This is a genomic window from Leisingera sp. G5_S3_59_S7 (assembly GCF_054968485.1).
Window position 1 is genome coordinate 66,578 of the sequence record NZ_JBQKUH010000006.1, and the last position, 15,622, is coordinate 82,199.

The 15,622-nt window shown below is 64.6% G+C and carries 16 protein-coding genes; 6 read left to right on the top strand and 10 right to left on the bottom strand.

What is annotated here, in order from left to right; genetic code table 11:
- Nucleotides 1-27 precede the first annotated feature (27 nt).
- From ald to ACTRWG_RS05235, 4 genes are all read left to right on the top strand, one after another.
- On the top strand, nucleotides 28-1,146 hold the full coding sequence (gene ald / locus ACTRWG_RS05220; RefSeq protein ID WP_027235258.1) for an alanine dehydrogenase: 1,119 nt from the start codon (nucleotides 28-30) through the stop codon (nucleotides 1,144-1,146).
- 285 nt (nucleotides 1,147-1,431) lie between these two features.
- The gene (locus ACTRWG_RS05225) at nucleotides 1,432-2,316 is read left to right on the top strand and encodes a hypothetical protein (RefSeq protein ID WP_462829059.1); all 885 of its coding nucleotides are present in this window, start codon (nucleotides 1,432-1,434) and stop codon (nucleotides 2,314-2,316) included.
- 252 nt (nucleotides 2,317-2,568) lie between these two features.
- Nucleotides 2,569-3,474 carry a calcium-binding protein gene (locus ACTRWG_RS05230; protein WP_154667762.1) on the top strand — a complete coding sequence of 302 codons (906 nt, stop codon included), beginning with the start codon at nucleotides 2,569-2,571 and terminating at the stop codon, nucleotides 3,472-3,474.
- Between the two features lie 202 nt (nucleotides 3,475-3,676).
- Nucleotides 3,677-4,483, top strand: a complete 807-nt coding sequence (locus tag ACTRWG_RS05235) for a mechanosensitive ion channel family protein (protein WP_027235260.1) — start codon at nucleotides 3,677-3,679, stop codon at nucleotides 4,481-4,483.
- A gap of 96 nt (nucleotides 4,484-4,579) precedes the next feature.
- Here the strand turns inward: ACTRWG_RS05235 and ACTRWG_RS05240 are convergent, their stop codons facing one another.
- From ACTRWG_RS05240 to ACTRWG_RS05260, 5 genes are all read right to left on the bottom strand, one after another.
- The gene (locus ACTRWG_RS05240) at nucleotides 4,580-5,116 is read right to left on the bottom strand and encodes a hypothetical protein (RefSeq protein WP_027235261.1); all 537 of its coding nucleotides are present in this window, start codon (nucleotides 5,114-5,116) and stop codon (nucleotides 4,580-4,582) included.
- Nucleotides 5,117-5,359: 243 nt separating this feature from the next.
- Nucleotides 5,360-5,890 (bottom strand): GNAT family N-acetyltransferase, encoded by a 531-nt coding sequence (locus ACTRWG_RS05245; RefSeq protein WP_027235262.1) that lies wholly within the window; start codon nucleotides 5,888-5,890, stop codon nucleotides 5,360-5,362.
- The gene (locus tag ACTRWG_RS05250) at nucleotides 5,887-6,336 is read right to left on the bottom strand and encodes a YtoQ family protein (protein ID WP_027235263.1); all 450 of its coding nucleotides are present in this window, start codon (nucleotides 6,334-6,336) and stop codon (nucleotides 5,887-5,889) included. Before ACTRWG_RS05250 ends, ACTRWG_RS05245 begins: the two co-directional genes overlap by 4 nt.
- A complete protein-coding gene (locus tag ACTRWG_RS05255) occupies nucleotides 6,327-6,989 on the bottom strand; it encodes a phosphoribosyltransferase (protein WP_027235264.1) in 663 nt (220 codons plus the stop codon). Before ACTRWG_RS05255 ends, ACTRWG_RS05250 begins: the two co-directional genes overlap by 10 nt.
- A 48-nt stretch (nucleotides 6,990-7,037) precedes the next feature.
- The gene (locus ACTRWG_RS05260) at nucleotides 7,038-7,673 is read right to left on the bottom strand and encodes a class I SAM-dependent methyltransferase (RefSeq protein WP_027235265.1); all 636 of its coding nucleotides are present in this window, start codon (nucleotides 7,671-7,673) and stop codon (nucleotides 7,038-7,040) included.
- Between the two features lie 87 nt (nucleotides 7,674-7,760).
- Here ACTRWG_RS05260 and ACTRWG_RS05265 point away from each other — a divergent pair, with 87 nt between their 5' ends.
- The gene (locus ACTRWG_RS05265; protein ID WP_027235266.1) at nucleotides 7,761-8,639 is read left to right on the top strand and encodes a LysR family transcriptional regulator; all 879 of its coding nucleotides are present in this window, start codon (nucleotides 7,761-7,763) and stop codon (nucleotides 8,637-8,639) included.
- A gap of 88 nt (nucleotides 8,640-8,727) precedes the next feature.
- On the opposite strand, the gene pheT is transcribed toward ACTRWG_RS05265, so the two are convergent.
- From pheT to pheS, 4 genes are all read right to left on the bottom strand, one after another.
- A complete protein-coding gene (gene pheT, locus ACTRWG_RS05270) occupies nucleotides 8,728-11,124 on the bottom strand; it encodes a phenylalanine--tRNA ligase subunit beta (protein ID WP_027235267.1) in 2,397 nt (798 codons plus the stop codon).
- Between the two features lie 87 nt (nucleotides 11,125-11,211).
- A complete protein-coding gene (locus tag ACTRWG_RS05275; RefSeq protein ID WP_462829060.1) occupies nucleotides 11,212-12,027 on the bottom strand; it encodes a CE1 family esterase in 816 nt (271 codons plus the stop codon).
- 435 nt (nucleotides 12,028-12,462) lie between these two features.
- Nucleotides 12,463-12,855: a DUF2513 domain-containing protein gene (locus ACTRWG_RS05280; RefSeq protein ID WP_154667763.1), complete on the bottom strand. Its 393-nt coding sequence runs from the start codon at nucleotides 12,853-12,855 to the stop codon at nucleotides 12,463-12,465.
- The gene (pheS, locus tag ACTRWG_RS05285; RefSeq protein WP_027235269.1) at nucleotides 12,852-13,925 is read right to left on the bottom strand and encodes a phenylalanine--tRNA ligase subunit alpha; all 1,074 of its coding nucleotides are present in this window, start codon (nucleotides 13,923-13,925) and stop codon (nucleotides 12,852-12,854) included. The genes ACTRWG_RS05280 and pheS overlap by 4 nt, the downstream gene beginning before the upstream one ends.
- A 171-nt stretch (nucleotides 13,926-14,096) precedes the next feature.
- On the opposite strand from pheS, the gene ACTRWG_RS05290 reads away from it, so the two are divergent.
- A complete protein-coding gene (locus tag ACTRWG_RS05290; RefSeq protein ID WP_027235270.1) occupies nucleotides 14,097-14,732 on the top strand; it encodes a DUF1326 domain-containing protein in 636 nt (211 codons plus the stop codon).
- 7 nt (nucleotides 14,733-14,739) lie between these two features.
- On the opposite strand, the gene ACTRWG_RS05295 is transcribed toward ACTRWG_RS05290, so the two are convergent.
- Complete coding sequence (locus ACTRWG_RS05295; RefSeq protein ID WP_027235271.1) at nucleotides 14,740-15,504, bottom strand: MauE/DoxX family redox-associated membrane protein; 765 nt, start codon at nucleotides 15,502-15,504, stop codon at nucleotides 14,740-14,742.
- Between the last annotated feature and the right edge of the window lie 118 nt (nucleotides 15,505-15,622).

Sequence of the window (15,622 nt, forward strand, 5' to 3'; positions counted from 1 at the left end):
GCAGACTGATTTGGAGGAGAGACTCACATGAAGATCGGCTGCCCCACCGAGATCAAACCGCAGGAATTCCGCGTTGGCATGACCCCCGACGCCGCCCGCGAGGCCGTCAGCCACGGCCATGAGGTTGTCATTCAGAAAGGCGCCGGCATGGGCGCAGGTTTCACCGACGAGGACTATGTCTCCGCCGGTGCCGCAATCCTCGACACCGCCGAGGAAATCTTTGCCACCGCAGACATGATCGTCAAGGTCAAGGAACCGCAGGCGGTTGAGCGCAAGATGCTACGCGAAGGCCAGCTGCTGTTCACCTACCTGCACCTGGCGCCCGATCCGGAGCAGACCCACGACCTGCTGGAATCCGGCTGCACCGCCATCGCCTATGAAACCGTCACCGACGACCGCGGCGGCCTGCCGCTGCTGGCGCCGATGTCCGAAGTGGCCGGCCGCCTGGCCCCGCAGGTCGGCGCCTGGACCCTGCAAAAGGCCAACGGCGGCCGCGGCGTGCTGATGGGCGGCGTGCCCGGTGTGGCCCCGGCCAAGGTTGTGGTGATCGGCGGCGGCGTCGTCGGCACCCACGCAGCCAAGGTTGCGGCCGGCATGGGCGCGGATGTGACCATCCTCGACCGATCGCTGACCCGCCTGAAATACTTGGACGACGTCTTTGGCCGCACCTTCAAGAACCAGTACTCCACCGCCGGCGCAACGGCTGAGCTGGTGCGCGAGGCCGACATGGTGATCGGCGCGGTTCTGATCCCGGGCGCGGCGGCACCGAAACTGGTCTCCCGCGCACAGCTGTCCGAAATGAAGCCGGGCGCGGTGCTGGTGGACGTCGCCATCGACCAGGGCGGCTGCTTCGAGACCTCCAAGGCCACCACTCACGCCGAGCCGATCTATGAGGTCGACGGCATCATGCACTACTGCGTGGCCAACATGCCGGGCGCCGTGGCGCGCACCTCGACCCAGGCCCTTGGCAATGCGACCCTGCCCTTCATGCTGAACCTGGCCAACAAAGGCTGGCGCAAGGCCTGCGAGGACGACCCGCACCTGCTGAACGGCCTGAACGTGCACGCAGGCCAGCTGACCTACTACGCGGTGGGCGAGGCCCTCGGCATGGACGTGCTGTCGCCGAAACTGGCGCTGAAGCAGTAAGGCCCAAGCCCGCAAGCAAAGCGCACAAGAGAAGCCCCGCCAGACCAGCGGGGCTTTTTCTTTGCGGCACCTCCAGCGCGCCGCCGGCAGCCAGCACGCCCGGTCCAGCTACCGTTCACCTGTTGGAGACAATCACCAAGGTTTGTTCCCGGCTGAGTGGTTTTTTAGCCCCGGGCAATTTTGTTAAAAATAAGGCGAATTTGTGAAAATGCGGCATGTCTGAACAGTAACGGCCGGCAGGGCAAGGCCGCTCAGCCATTTCCGGCCAAAAGGGAAACCACCCCTATGCCTGACAGCTCCAAGGTATTCACCTACGCGGTAGAGGGCCTCTCCTACACCGTCACCGTTTACGAGGAAAACGGCGAGTTCTTTGCCGATATTACGGTCGATGACGGCGCCATGGACGTGAACGCGGTCTATTTCGGCGATGATGACTTTTCCGGCTCGAGCGAGTCCCTGGGCGGCCCGCTGAACATGAACGGTGCCAGGCTGGACGGCGAAAAGGTGCAGTGGGACGAGGCCACTGAACTCAGCAGCCCCGGCCTTGGCCCGGAGGGGGAAACCAAGGAAACCTACCTGCATGCCGGGGACACAATGACGGTTGCCCTGGACATCGAAGACCTGGATGAAATCGACGTCTTCGGCATCCGCGCCACATCCACCACCACCGACTCAGGTTCCATCAAGGCCGTCAGCAGCGATCCTGAGGAGCCGGTGGAGCCGGAAGAGCCCGTCTATGGCAAGGTTTTCTTCGGGGAGGTGTTTTCCGAAACCGGCGACCCGCTGGGGGGCACCTACATTCTGGACGAAGAACCCGATCCGAACCCCTACAGTGTGCCTGCGCTTCCCGAGGGAACCGAGCCCACCTTTGAAAACTACCTGTCTTACTACCTGTCGGATGAGATTGGCGGCGATCTGGCCGCAGTGGAGAGCGTGGTCTTTTACGGCCCTGGCGAGGACGGCACCCAGGAAGAGCTGTTCCGCATTGCAGCACCGGAGGGCGGTTTCGCGGACGCCGATGCGCTGCTGGCGGCCTATGATGATGCTCTCAGCGGCACAGAGGATCTGTCCGGAGAGGACCTGATGGCAGCGCTGAGCCTGGACGATTATGCCATGCCGGAGCCGGAAACTGCTGAGGAAATGGGCGCGGACGAATTCGACCTGGTCTAACCAGCGCCCCGCCTGTCGCTTGTGTGTTCTGGCGGGGCATCCCCAGCCGCACCGGAAAAGCCCCGCCGGACCGGCGGGGCTTTTCTGTTCCCGATGCGGGCATCTCAGCCGCCCGCGGATCTCCAGAGGCTTGACCTGACGGAAAGCGAGGGACAAGCGATACGGCTGATCCTTGAAATCGCCGCAACCCTTAGTGTAGCCCCTCCTTGCCAGCACTTTTAACGACTGTGAAACTTATCAAGGGTTGAGTTCATGCCGACAATGACTGTGACCGGGTCTCTGCAAACTCAGATGGCCGGGCTTGTTGCAACTTTCAACGGTGCGCAGCTGAGCAACAAATACGACACCGGCACCTTCCTGCTGATCTACAACTACCCCTATTCTGTGAGCCTTTTCGGCGACGACCTGCGGGTACCCGGCTCAGGCAGCTATTTCATCACCGGCAGCATCACCGAATTTGAATATGCTGAGATTTCCCTGACCCCGTCGTTTCATACCATCGATAAACTGGTGCTGGACGGCGTCGATGTCAGCGCGGACGGCCTATTCGACCTGACCAGCCGCACCGCCACCACGGCCACGGGCCGGTTCGATCTCGACCAGTTTGTATCTTTCGTGAACGGTGAAGACTGGACCATCAGCGGTTCTAACGAAGACGATAACATCCGGCCCGGTCAGTACTACAAGCTGGACGGCAGCGAAACTATCGATTCCGGACGCGGGGCGGATACTGTCTCCGCCGGAGCGGGCGCCGATTCCATTTCCGGCGGCATCGGCAAAGATGTTCTTAAAGGCCGCGGCGGCAAGGATACCATCGAGGGCGGATCCGGCGCGGACAAGCTTCTGGGCGGCAACGGCAACGACAGCCTGCACGGCGGTGACGGTAAAGACGTCCTGTATGGCAACAAGGGCAACGACACCCTGGATGGCGGCGATGGCGCTGACCTCTTCGTCTTCAAGCGCGGAGACGGCTCTGACACGATCCTGAATTTCGACACCGGCGAGGACCTGATCCGGATCAAACGCGGCGCCTCCGGTTTCTCCGATCTTACGGTTTCGCAAACGGACAGCGGCGCCGAAGTCAGTTTTGCCAATGTTTCCATCACCCTCAGCGGTTTCGATGCAGAGGACGTTACCGCCGATCTGTTCCTGTTCTAACGGCAAGCAGGAGCTGCTGCCCAGCCAGCAGCTCCTGCTTGCGGTCCACAGCACATGCCGGAACTGGCTTGCGGCGGCCCCAATCCGCCCGCACAGGTTGAGCCTTCGCCGCCCGAACTTTCCCCGCTGCGCCCTATTGCCACAGCCCGGCTGTTCCACGACAGTCCGGCGCAACGAATGACAGCGCGGAGGGACAGCGGACATGGAACAGATGATGGAACAAGCAGGCGCCTATTGGCCTCTGCTGGTAAGTGGCGCCAAGGCGCTGGTGGTGCTGATCCTCGGCTGGATTGCCACCGGCTGGATCAGCAGCGTGGTGCGGCGGCGGATCAACAGCACGCCGCAGATCGACCCGACACTGGGCAATTTTGCCGCCAGCACAGTACGCTGGGTGCTGCTCCTGGTGGTGCTGGTCGCCGTCCTCAACATCTTCGGGATCGAGGCCACCAGCCTGGTCGCCATGCTGGGTGCTGCCACCCTGGCGATCGGCCTGGCACTGCAGGGCACGCTCAGCGATCTGGCCGCGGGGTTCATGCTGATCCTGTTCCGCCCCTACAAGATCGGCCAGTTTGTCGATATCGGCGGCACCTCGGGCACTGTGAAGGACCTGAACCTCTTTGTGACCGAACTGGCGACGCCGGACAACGTGCAGATCATCGTGCCCAACGGCCAGGCCTGGGGCGCGATCATCACCAACTTCTCGCACCACCCCACCCGCCGCGCCGACCTTGTGTTCGGCATCGACTATGGCGACAGCGCCGAAGAGGCCAAGGCAATCATCCTGGAGCAGGCGAATGCCGACCCCCGGGTGCTGCAGGACCCTGCCCCTTGGGTCCGGGTCACCAATCTGGGCGACAGCTCCGTCGATCTGACCGCACGGCTCTGGTGCAAGGCCGAGGATTACTGGGAGCTGAAATTTGCCCTGATGCAGGGTGTGAAAGAGGCGTTCGACGCCAAGGGCATCTCGATCCCCTACCCGCATACGGTGGAAGTCAAAAAAGAAGGCTGAGGCCCTCCCGCCCGTCTTCGGCCCCTGCGGGCCTCATCCCGTTGGGCCCGGCGCCCCGCCTGCGGCGGGGCGTCTTGCGGTTCGGCAGCAACCGGCTCAGCGCGAGCGGGCGGCCGTGGCGGCACAGGCGGCGGCCTGGCGCGCCCGCGCCGCACGGGCCCGCTCCAGCCGGCTGTCCTGCGGTGGTTCGGGCGGCCAGCCGCAGACCACCGTGCTCCCGTCCAGATCGGTAAAGGCCCACTGCGCGGCCAGCAGCTGGTAGCTTTTGACCTCCCAGCCGGAAGCATCAGGTTCAAACCGCAGCCGCCACGTGCCCCGCACCTGGACCGGCAGCCGCAACTGCTGGATCCGGGTCATCGCCTCGTGCCCGGTCATTGCCGCGCGCACCCCCTGCGCCCGCAATTTCTTCATCCGCTCCACCAGGGCTGCCGCTTCGCGCATCCGGCGCCCGGCAAAAACCACCTCAATCTCGGTCCCCGGCCGGACGACCCCCTTCACCACCAGATCCCGGCGGTTGTTGCGGCTGAACACCGGCACCAGCTCCACCGGAACATCGCGCACTTCGCGCTTGAACAGGCCCGCGTCCTCAATCTGCGGGGTGATGTGCGAGGGAGGCCTGCGGCGGTTCTTCATGGCATGTCCCGGCATCGCCCGCAGAAGCGAGCAGCTGCCCTGTCTACTGTATGGTTTCTTTTCCGGCACCCTAGGCCGCGGCGCTTAACGAAGCGTTGAATGACCGCAAAAAGGAAAAACCGGCGCAAAAATCAGCGGCGACCGAGCGAGCGGGGCACCGCCGCGCCGCGCAAGGCGCGGCGCCACGCCCAACGCTGCATGGCGCTTCCCCGGAAGCGCCTTCAGGGACGGGAGAAACCCGTCTCAGCCGCGCGCTACCACCCGTTTCATGACCAGCGCCGGGGCGCCCTTGTACACCGCTTCGCCTGCAGGCGCGTATCCCAGCTTGCGCGCCACCTTCTGAGACGCCGCGTGAGAGGGGTCAAGGAGACAGGCGGTCTCCGCCCAATCCGTGGCCTCCGCCGCCCACTGATGGATACGGCGCACCGCTTCGGTTGCCAGCCCCCGGCCGTGCATGTCGGGCGCCAGCACCCAGCCCGCTTCGGGAATGCCAACCAGCGGCGGCTCCATCGCGCGCCGGTAATCGGCAAACCCCACCTCGCCGATGAATTTGCCGCTGCCGCGCAGGGTCACCGCCCAATAGCCATAGCCCAGCGCCTGCCAATGGCCGATATAGCGCAGCAGCCGGGTCCAGCTGTCCTGCAGCGTCGAAGGCTGGCCGGAGATGAACCGCACCACCTCCGGCTCTGCCCAGAGCGCCGCCACAGCTGCAAAATCCTGCACCCTATGCGGGCGCAGGATCAGCCGCTCCGTCTCCAGAACCGGACAGGTCATCCAGGCAGCTTGCCAGTCAGAACATAGCGCAGGATCTCCACAACCTGGCGCGGCTCCTCTGCCACTGCCAGCGCGGCTGCGTGGACCTCTTTCAGCGCGTGCTGATGCTCCGGCGGGCTCAGCACGATAACCGACTTGCCCAACGCGGCGGCATAGCCCGCGTCAAAGGCCGCATTCCACTGCTTGTATTTGTCGCCAAAGCGCACGACGACCACATCAGCGTCCGAGATCCCCTTGCGGGTGCGGATCGCATTGACCATCGCGCCCTTGTGGTCGTGCCAGTACTTGTTCTCCTCGGCGCCGAGAATAGCCACGCCGCAATCGTCGCTGGCGCCGTGATCGGTAACCGGCGCGCTGAAGCTCACCTCCAGCCCCTCTGCGCCTTCAATAATCTGCTCCCGCCAATCGGTGTGAATCTCACCCGAGAGATATACCTTCAATGCCACGTCTTGTCCTTTCCTGCGCCAGCCTGCGGGGCAGCGGCCAAGGCAGCCGTGACCTCATCATCGCTGGTCTGTGCAAAATCCCTGTAATGCGCGCCGACCGCCCAGAATTCCCTGGGGCTCAGCAGGCAGACCAGAGTATCTACCAGCGGGCGCAGTTCGTCCACTGCTTCCGGCGGCGCCACCGGCACCGCCAGGATCACCTCTGCCGGCTTGCGCTCCTTAAGCCAGAAATGCGCCGCCATAAAGGTCGCGCCGGTCGCGATGCCGTCATCCACCACGATGGCTGTGCGGCCTTCCAGCTCCACCGGCGGGCGCCCTTGCAAATAGCCGGCGCGGCGGGCGGCATTTTCCTCCCGCGCCCCGGCAACCTGCGACGCGAAATCCTCCGGCTTCATGCCGGTGGCCTGCAGCAGGGCGCCGTTGAATATGGGATTGCTGCCCTCGGCCAGCGCACCCGCCGCCAGCTCCGGGTTGGAGGGCATGCCGATCTTGCGGATCAGGATCAGGTCCAGCGGCGCGTTCAGCTTCTGCGCAATGGGCAGCGCCACAGGAACCCCGCCCCGCGGCAGCGCCAGCACGACAGGGTCTGTCATCGGCAGTTCAGCCAGTTCCTCGGCCAGCTGAAGCCCGGCAGAAATCCGGTCCTCGAACATAAGGGCCTCCACCCCGTAACCTAGCGCGGCGGGGTAAAAGGCAACGCCTCAGCAGCGCCGGGCCACCAGATAGCGCCCGGGCGTGTCCGCCGGGTAGTTGCCGGTCTCGATGATTTCGAAGCCTGCGCGCTGCACCGCAGCCTCCAGCGTGCGGATATCCAGGAAATCCACATAGCTGGGCGCCTTGCCCGCCAGCCGCATCAGCGGGATGGCCACGGTATACAGCCAATATTTCCAGGATCCCCGCGCCTCGCCCAGGCAGGGTGTCTTGGAAATAAACAGCCCGCCCTCGGGCAGCTTGGCGGCAATCGAGGCCAGCGCCGCCTCCAAATCCGGCAGCAGATGCAGCAGGTTGAAGGCCATCACTGCATCAACCGGGCCGTCCGGCGCGCTCTGCACATCGCAGCAGCGGAAATCCACATTGGCAGCCGCCGCATTCCAGGCCCTCTCCCGCCCCACCTTCAGCATCTCCTCCGACAGGTCGGTGGCAATGATTTCACCCGCGTTTGGCGCCAGCGCAATCGCGGTGGAGCCGGTGCCGCAGCCCAGCTCCAGCACCCTGTCGCTGTCTCTAAGGTAAGACCGGGTCCGTTCCAGCGTGTAGCGGTAGGCGTCCAGGTCGCGGATCGGCGACTCGGCGTATTTCGGGGCAATCCTGTTCCAAAAGCGGGCGTCGGCTGTCATGGCGGCTCTCCTTGCTGGACTTGAGCCTATCCATGCAGGAACCACAGATAAATTGCCGAAATCCGCAAGGTTGTTATACATATTTGCATGGAAAACCCCGACTGGAACCATATCCGCGCCTTTCTGGCCACCGCCGAGACCGGATCGCTGTCCGCAGCCGCGCGCAAGCTCGGCCTGACCCAGCCGACGCTGTCGCGCCAGGTGGCGGCGCTGGAGGCGGAACTGGGCGTGCTGCTGTTTGAACGTGTGGGCCGCGCGCTGGCCCTGACCGAAGCGGGGCACGAGCTGCTGACTCACAGCCGCAAGATGGGCGAGGCCGCCAACGGGCTGCGGCTGGCCGCCACCGGCCAGGCGCAGTCCATCGAGGGCACGGTGCGGATCACCGCCTCGGATGTGATGTCGGCGCATGTGCTGCCGCCGGTGCTGCACCAGCTGCGCCAGCGGGCGCCGCGCCTGACGATTGACGTGGTGGCAGCCAATGACATCCGCGACCTGATGCGGCGCGAGGCCGATATCGCCATCCGCCACGTCCGCCCCGAGCAGCCCGAGCTGATAGCCCGCCTGGTGCAGGAGGCCACCGCCCGTTTCTATGCCGCCCCCAGCTATCTGGAGCGGCGCGGGCGGCCCGCCTTGCCGGCGGATCTGGCGGCTCATGACTTCGTAGGCTTTGCCGACGTGGACCGATCAATCGCCTTCATGGCGCCGCTGGGCATCCATCTGACAGCGGACAACTTCCGCATCAGATCCACCAGCGGCCTGGCCTCCTGGGAGCTGGTGAAACAGGGCTTCGGCGTGTGCCCGATGATGGACGATGTGGCCGCCGTCACGCCGGGGGTGGAGCGGCTGCTGCCGGGGATGGAGCCGCTCACCTTTCCGGTCTGGCTGACCACCCACCGCGAGCTGCACACCAGCCGCCGTATCCGCCTGGTTTTTGACCTGCTGGCGGAGTTCTTTGCCGCCAGGTGACAGAAAAGGCGGCGCCCGTCAGGTGCGCCGCCCAAAAGCTTTCCTCAAAACTTTTACCAAGGCTTTTCAAAAAAGCCTTGGTCCCGGCTCACCCCCGCAGGGTGCCACCGGTTGCCTTGGTCACCTTGGCGATGATCTTGTCGCTCACCGCCTCGATGTCCTTCTCCTTCAGCGTCTTGTCACTGGGCTGCAGCCGCACGGTGATCGCCAGCGACTTCTTGCCCTCGCCCAGGGAGCCGCCGATGAACTCGTCAAAGACGCGCACATCCTCGATCAGCGCCTTGTCGGCACCGGCGGCGGCATTGACCAGGGTCAGCGCCTCGACGTCCGCATCGACCACAAAGGCAAAGTCCCGCTCCACCGCCTGCAGGTCGCTGATCGCGAGCGCCGGCCGGGTTGCACCGGATTTGCGCGGCAGCGGCACCTCATCCGGGAAGATGGTGAAGGCCACGGCAGCGCCCTTGATCCCCATCTGCTTCACAACCTTCGGATGCAGTTCGCCAAAGACGCCCAGGGTCTTTTTCGGACCCAGGCAGATGCGGCCATGACGGCCCGGGTGCCACCAGCTGGCGCCGCCGCGCAGGATCTGCACCTTGGCCGGCGCACCGATGGCGGCCAGCACCGCCTCGGCGTCCGCCTTGGCGTCGTAGAGATCCACCGCGCGCGAGGCGCCATGCACGTCCTTGGGCCCGGTGCGGCCCACCAGCAGGCCCGCGATCTGGGTCACCTGCTCGCCCGGCTCGCCGCCGGTGAAGGCAGGGCCCGCCTCAAACAGCGCCAGGTCCATATAACCGCGCGCCTGGTTGCGGGCCGCGGCCTGCAAGAGCCCTGCCAGCAGATCCGGGCGCATGTGCGACATCTCCGAGGAGATCGGGTTGGCCAGCATCGTGGCATCATCCCCGCCGCCGAACAGCGCGGCCGAGGCCTTGTCGATAAAGCTGTAGCTGACGATTTCATTGTAGCCGAGGCTGGCGCAGGTGCGGCGCGCCATCTGCTGGCGGCGCTGCTGCGGCGTCATCACCGGCTTCGGGATGCCGTCGGTCAGCCGCGGCAGCGGCTTGCCCTGCAGCTTGGTCAGCGAGGCAATGCGCGCGACCTCCTCGACCAGGTCGGCCTCGCCCTGCACATCCGGGCGCCAGCTGGGCACATGCGCCATGTTGCCCTCCAGGCGGAAGCCCAGGCGGGTCAGGGTCTGGCGCTGGTCGCTTTCCGGGATTTCCATGCCCACCAGCGACTGCACCCGGCCGCTGTCCAGCTTGTAAGCGCGCGAATGATCCGGCACGTCGCCCGCAATCACCACCTCCGACGGCTCGCCGCCGCAGATGTCCAGGATCATCTGGGTCGCCCGGTGCAGGCCCTCGATGGTGTATTCCGGATCCACCCCGCGCTCGAACCGGTAGCGCGCGTCGGAGTTGATCTTGAGCGCCCGGCCCGCCATGGCGATCTGCACATGATCCCAGAACGCGCTCTCCAGGAACACATCCATGGTTTCCTCGGTGCAGCCGGTTTCCTCGCCGCCCATGATGCCGCCGATGCTCTCCACGCCTTTTTCGTCGGAGATCACCATATGGCCCGCACCCAGGGTGTATTCCTTCTCATCCAGCGCCACCAGCGTCTCGCCGCCCTGGGCGCGGTGCACCCGCAGGTCACCGGATACCTTGGCCGCATCGAACACATGCAGCGGGCGGTTCTGGTCGAAGGTGAAGAAGTTTGTCACATCCACCAGCGCCGAGATCGGGCGCAGGCCGATCGCCGTCAGCCGGTCCTGCAGCCACTGCGGGCTGGGGCCGTTCTTCACGCCCTTGATCAGGCGGCCGGCGAACAGCGGGCAGCCGTCCAGGGTGTCCTCGTCAATGGTCACCTTGATGGGGCTCGCGAAATCCCCGGGCACCGCCTCAAACGCGCGCGTCTTCAGGGTGCCCAGACCCCGCGCCGCCAGGTCGCGGGCAATGCCGTAAACTCCCAGCGCATCGGGACGGTTCGGGGTGATCGCGATCTCGATGACCGGGTCGACCTTGGCCGGATCGTTTTCCGCCAGCCAGTCCACGAAGCTGTCGCCAACCTTGCCGGAGGGCAGTTCGATGATGCCGTCATGCTCTTCCGACAGCTCCAGCTCGCGCTCGGAGGCCATCATGCCAAAGCTCTCGATGCCGCGGATCTTGCCGACGCCGATGGTGATATCCAGGCCCGGGACATACATGCCCGGCTTGCAAACCACCACGGTGATGCCTTCGCGCGCGTTCGGCGCGCCGCAGATGATCTGCAGCTCGCCCTCGTCGGTGTCCACCTTGCAGACCCGCAGCTTGTCGGCATCAGGGTGTTTCTCGGCGTGCGTCACATAGCCAAGCTTGAAATCCTTCAGCGCATCGGCCGGGTTGACGACCCCTTCGACTTCAAGGCCCAGGTCGGTCAGGGCGTCGGTGATCTCCGCCACCGAAGCATCGGTGTCGAGGTGGTCTTTCAGCCAGGAAAGCGTGAATTTCATCGGTCGGGGACCCCTTGGCAGACATGCAGTTTGCCAGAGGCAATGGCAAAGAATGCGCCAAGGTTCAAGGGCGCAGCGCAGATGCCCTCAAGGATAGCTGGGAGTGAGGTTCAAAAGCTCATCCAATTGCCGCCCGATCCAGCCGTGCGGGATGAAATGGCCGCCGGGGTGGGTGTCCAGCACGACCTGGCCTTGCGCGCAGCCCGCCCACACGGTGCGCTCCAGCTTCAGCCACTCCACCGCCTGCCACTGCCCCAGCACCCGCGCTGCGCCGCAGCCCAGCCGCGCCCGCCACAGCGCCACCGGATAGGTCCGCTCGCCGCCGGGGCCATAGGGAAAATCCATCACCCTGTCCTTCAGCCCGTGCACGTGGCGCACCTCGCGCGGGGCTTCAGGGCAGTCCTCGCTCTGCCGGAGGGTCCCGGCCACCGCCATCAATGCGGCCACATCATTGCCGCTGTGGCAGACATAGCGCCAGGCCATGGCAGAGCCGTAGGAGTAGCCTGAAACGTATATGCGCTCGGGATCAACGGGATAGCGCTTGGCGACGTCCTCCAGCACCCGGTCGGCAAAGGCGGCATCCTCTGTGTCAGCCGACCAGAAATCCCAGGTCTTGCGCCGTCCGTTCGGTGTCACCAGCAAGACACCCCGGCGTTTGGCCGATGCCCCAACCCGGTCGCTGTTCTGTGCATGCACCCCGGTCCGCGCCCAGCCGTGAAAATGCAGCAGCACCGGCAGCGGCGAGACCCCGTCCCAGCCCTCCGGCTCCATCACGTGATAGGAGCGGTCCCCCAGCACACAGGGCGTTGCGCCAAGGCACTCAGCCGTTTTCGGCGGCCCCATGGCGGCAGCGGCAGTGGCCCACAGCAGGGCGGCGGTGAAGGCTAGAACGGCCTGGATCATATGTGCGAGCGTAGCCGCGGAGCGGCAGCTGTCACGTCACAACTTTGTGGGATGACTTTGAACGTTTAAGCCGCGCCATCGCCTGGCCGCGGGGAGGCGATCCGACGGTGGTGTCTGGCAGTTTATGCCGGCCAACTCCGCAGGACGTCTAACTGGAGCGCCTGCGTCACCAAATCGCCTGCCCGTGCGGGCGGTCTCTCGAGCATTGCTCAGCAATGCACTGCCGACAGGCGATGGCAAGCAATCGCCGAAAGGCAAGCGATGGCGCGGCGGCCTGCGGCCTTGGTCCTGCGCTGGGGGGCATCCAATGGCAGGAATATTCCAGTCTAGAGGTACCCGTTGCGACAAATCACAGAGCATCGACCCTGCCCTGTGTGTGGGGGTAGTGCGCGATGCAAGCTTCGCTCAGCGGTATCTCATCTTGAAGTATCCGATTTAACCGAGCTCTAGACCCAACTTTTCGGCAGCCTCTTTCTTTAAGAACGCTATAGCCAAGTCTTTCATCAAAGTGAGGGTCGCTCCCCCCATTTGAGCGGCGCCATCTTTGGTTTTTTGCCAAACATTTTCGTCGCGTATCGCGTCCAGATAATCATGACCCGCCCAACTGATGGTGAGAAATTCGCCCGGAGGATCGTCCTCGTCAGCTAACGTCGCATTCCGAAGTAGCCCCGCCTCCCACATTAGCGAAATTTGGTAGTGATCATGCTCTGACCAATCAGCGCCTTTTTGTGCTCCAGCAGGGTATCCGCCTGTTGGTTTAAACCGACCGCCCGGGAGCTCTGACAATATGATCAGCAGTTCCCGAATGCGGTCGAAGTCGCGTTTCACCTGCTCAAACCGCCATGCAGCGCCGGCATATCGAGGCTCTGGAAGCCATAGTGGCGCAGCCAGCGCAGGTCGCTGTCGAAGAAGGCGCGCAGGTCCGGGATGCCGTATTTCAGCATCGCCAGGCGGTCGATGCCAATGCCGAAGGCAAAGCCCTGATAGATCTCCGGGTCGATGCCGCCCGCCGCGATCACCTTGGGGTGCACCATGCCGGAGCCGAGGATCTCCATCCAGTCGTCGCCCTCGCCGATCTTCAGCGCACCACCCTCCCAGGAGCAGCGGATGTCGACCTCTGCCGACGGCTCGGTGAAGGGGAAGTGCGAGGCGCGGAAGCGCAGCTCGACGTCGTCCACCTCGAAGAAGGATTTGACGAATTCCTCCAGCACCCACTTGAGGTTCGCCATCGAGATGTCCTTGTCCAGCGCCAGGCCTTCGACCTGGTGGAACATCGGCGTGTGTGTCTGGTCATAGTCGGCGCGGTAAACGCCGCCCGGGCAGATGATGCGCAGGGGCGCGCCCATCTTTTCCATCGAGCGGATCTGCACCGGCGATGTATGGGTGCGCAGCACATGCGGCGGACGGTTGTCGCCTTCCGCACGGTGCATGTAGAACGTGTCCATCTCGGCGCGCGCCGGGTGGTGGCCCGGAATGTTCAGCGCATCGAAGTTGTACCAGTCGGTGTCAATCCGCGGCCCCTCAGCGACGGAGAAGCCCAGTTCGGCAAAGATCGCGGTGATCTCTTCCTGCACCTGGCTGATCGGATGCAGGCTGCCTTGGCGAGAGGGGCGCGACGGCAGGGTCACGTCCAGCCATTCAGTGCGCAGACGCTCATCCAGCGCGGCATCTTCCAGCCCCGCCTTCTTGGCTGCCAGCGCCGAGTTGATCTCATCCTTCAGCGCGTTCAGCGCCGGGCCCGCCACCTGGCGTTCCTCGGGGGTCATCTTGCCCAGCTCGCGCATCTTCAGCGCCACTTCGCCCTTCTTGCCGACCGCGGCAAGGCGGATCGCCTCCAGCGCCGCCTCGTCGGCGGCCTCTGCAATCTGACCCAGGTATTTGGCTTTAAGATCGTCCATCACGGCCCCTCGAATTCTGCTGATGCCCTGCTACCACAAGGGCGCGCGAAAGCAAGAGGGCGGCGGCGGAAGCCCGGCGGGTGTGTCGCCGCGGCGCGGCCGCGCCTGAAACCCTGCCCGTTTTGTGATACACTCAGGCAAATCTTTTCAGCAGCAGCGGAGGGCACAGCCATGGCACATGTGGATTGGTATATCGAGGGCCGCAGCTTCGGGAACTGCAACTGCAACTACGGCTGCCCCTGCCAGTTCGAAGATCTGCCCACCCACGGCAATTGCACCGGGTTCGAGGTGCTGCATATCGACAAGGGGCATTTTGGCGGGACCGACCTGACCGGCGCCCACTGCGCGTTGCTTTATGCCTGGCCCGGCCCGATCTACGAGGGCAAGGGCGCATTGCAGACGATCATCGACGACCGCGCCTCTGACGCCCAGCGCGCGGCGCTGGAAACCGTGCTTCTGGGCGGTGAAACGGATGAGGAAGCCACCCACTGGTGGGTGTTCCGCGCCATGTGCGACACCGTGCACGAGACGCTGATCAAGCGGATCGACTACGAGGTGGACATTGAAAACCGCACCGCCAGGCTGGATATCGACGGGCTGGTCACCTCCACCGGCCGCCCGATCCAGGCCCCGCACGGCGGCGGCCCGCACCGGGTCCGCATTGATATCCCCGGCGGTATCGAATTCACGCTTGCGGAAATAGGCAGCGCCTCCACCACATCCAACGCAGCGATCAAGCTGGACCTGGACGACAGCTATGGCCAATGGGCCGTCATCCGCCACGGCCCGCACGGGATTGCCGCCTGAGGCAGCCTCAGCTTAGAAGCATCCAAGCGCCCATGCCCGCCATCATCAGGTTTTCGGTGAGCGAAACAAACCCTAACGGCACCTCGCTGCTGCCGCCCATGCAGGCGCATTTCAGCTCCCGCTTGTCAATATAGACCGCTTTGAACACTGAAACCGCGCCAATGGTGCCGATCACCAGCGCCAGCGGCGCCGCCAGCCAGATCAGCACGCCCGCCAGCATCAGAAGGCCCGCCAGCCCTTCGGCGAAGGGATAGATATAGGCATAGGGCACAAACCGGCGCGCCAGCAGGTCATAGTTCAGGAACATGCTGGAGAAGCTTTCCACGTCGCGCAGCTTCTGCAGCGCCAGAAGGCACATGGAAACGGCGACAAACCATTGCAGCGTGCGCCCGCCCGCAAGCGTGCCAAAGGCAGCCCACTGCACCGCCAGCGCAATCCCCAGCGCCATGGCAAACAGCGCAATCACCGGCACATAGGTGGTCTCCCCCTCGGCGCGGACCGGGACGCCGAAATGGGCGCGCAGATCCTCATAGCCGCCAATCCGCTCGCCGCCGATATAGGTCTGCGGCGTGGTTTCGACCCCCGCCCGCGCCTGAAAGCGCTCAACCTCCTCGCGGGTGGTCAGCCGGTGATCCTCAACCTCAAGCCCTTTCCAGCGCAGCAGCGACTTTGACTTCAGCCCGTAGGGGCACAGATGGCCCGGCATATCCATCCGGTAGAGTTTTGCGGTGTTGCGTGCGGCATCCGTGTGCGCGGGGTCTGCGGCGGTCATTGCGTGCTCCTGTTCCGGTCCCGGCCAATGGGTTGGCGTCACCGGCTCAACGCCGTGCCCCCGCCCTAAAGTTCCGCCTGGTTTTCCCGGGTTCGCATACCGCGGCGGAGAAACGGCA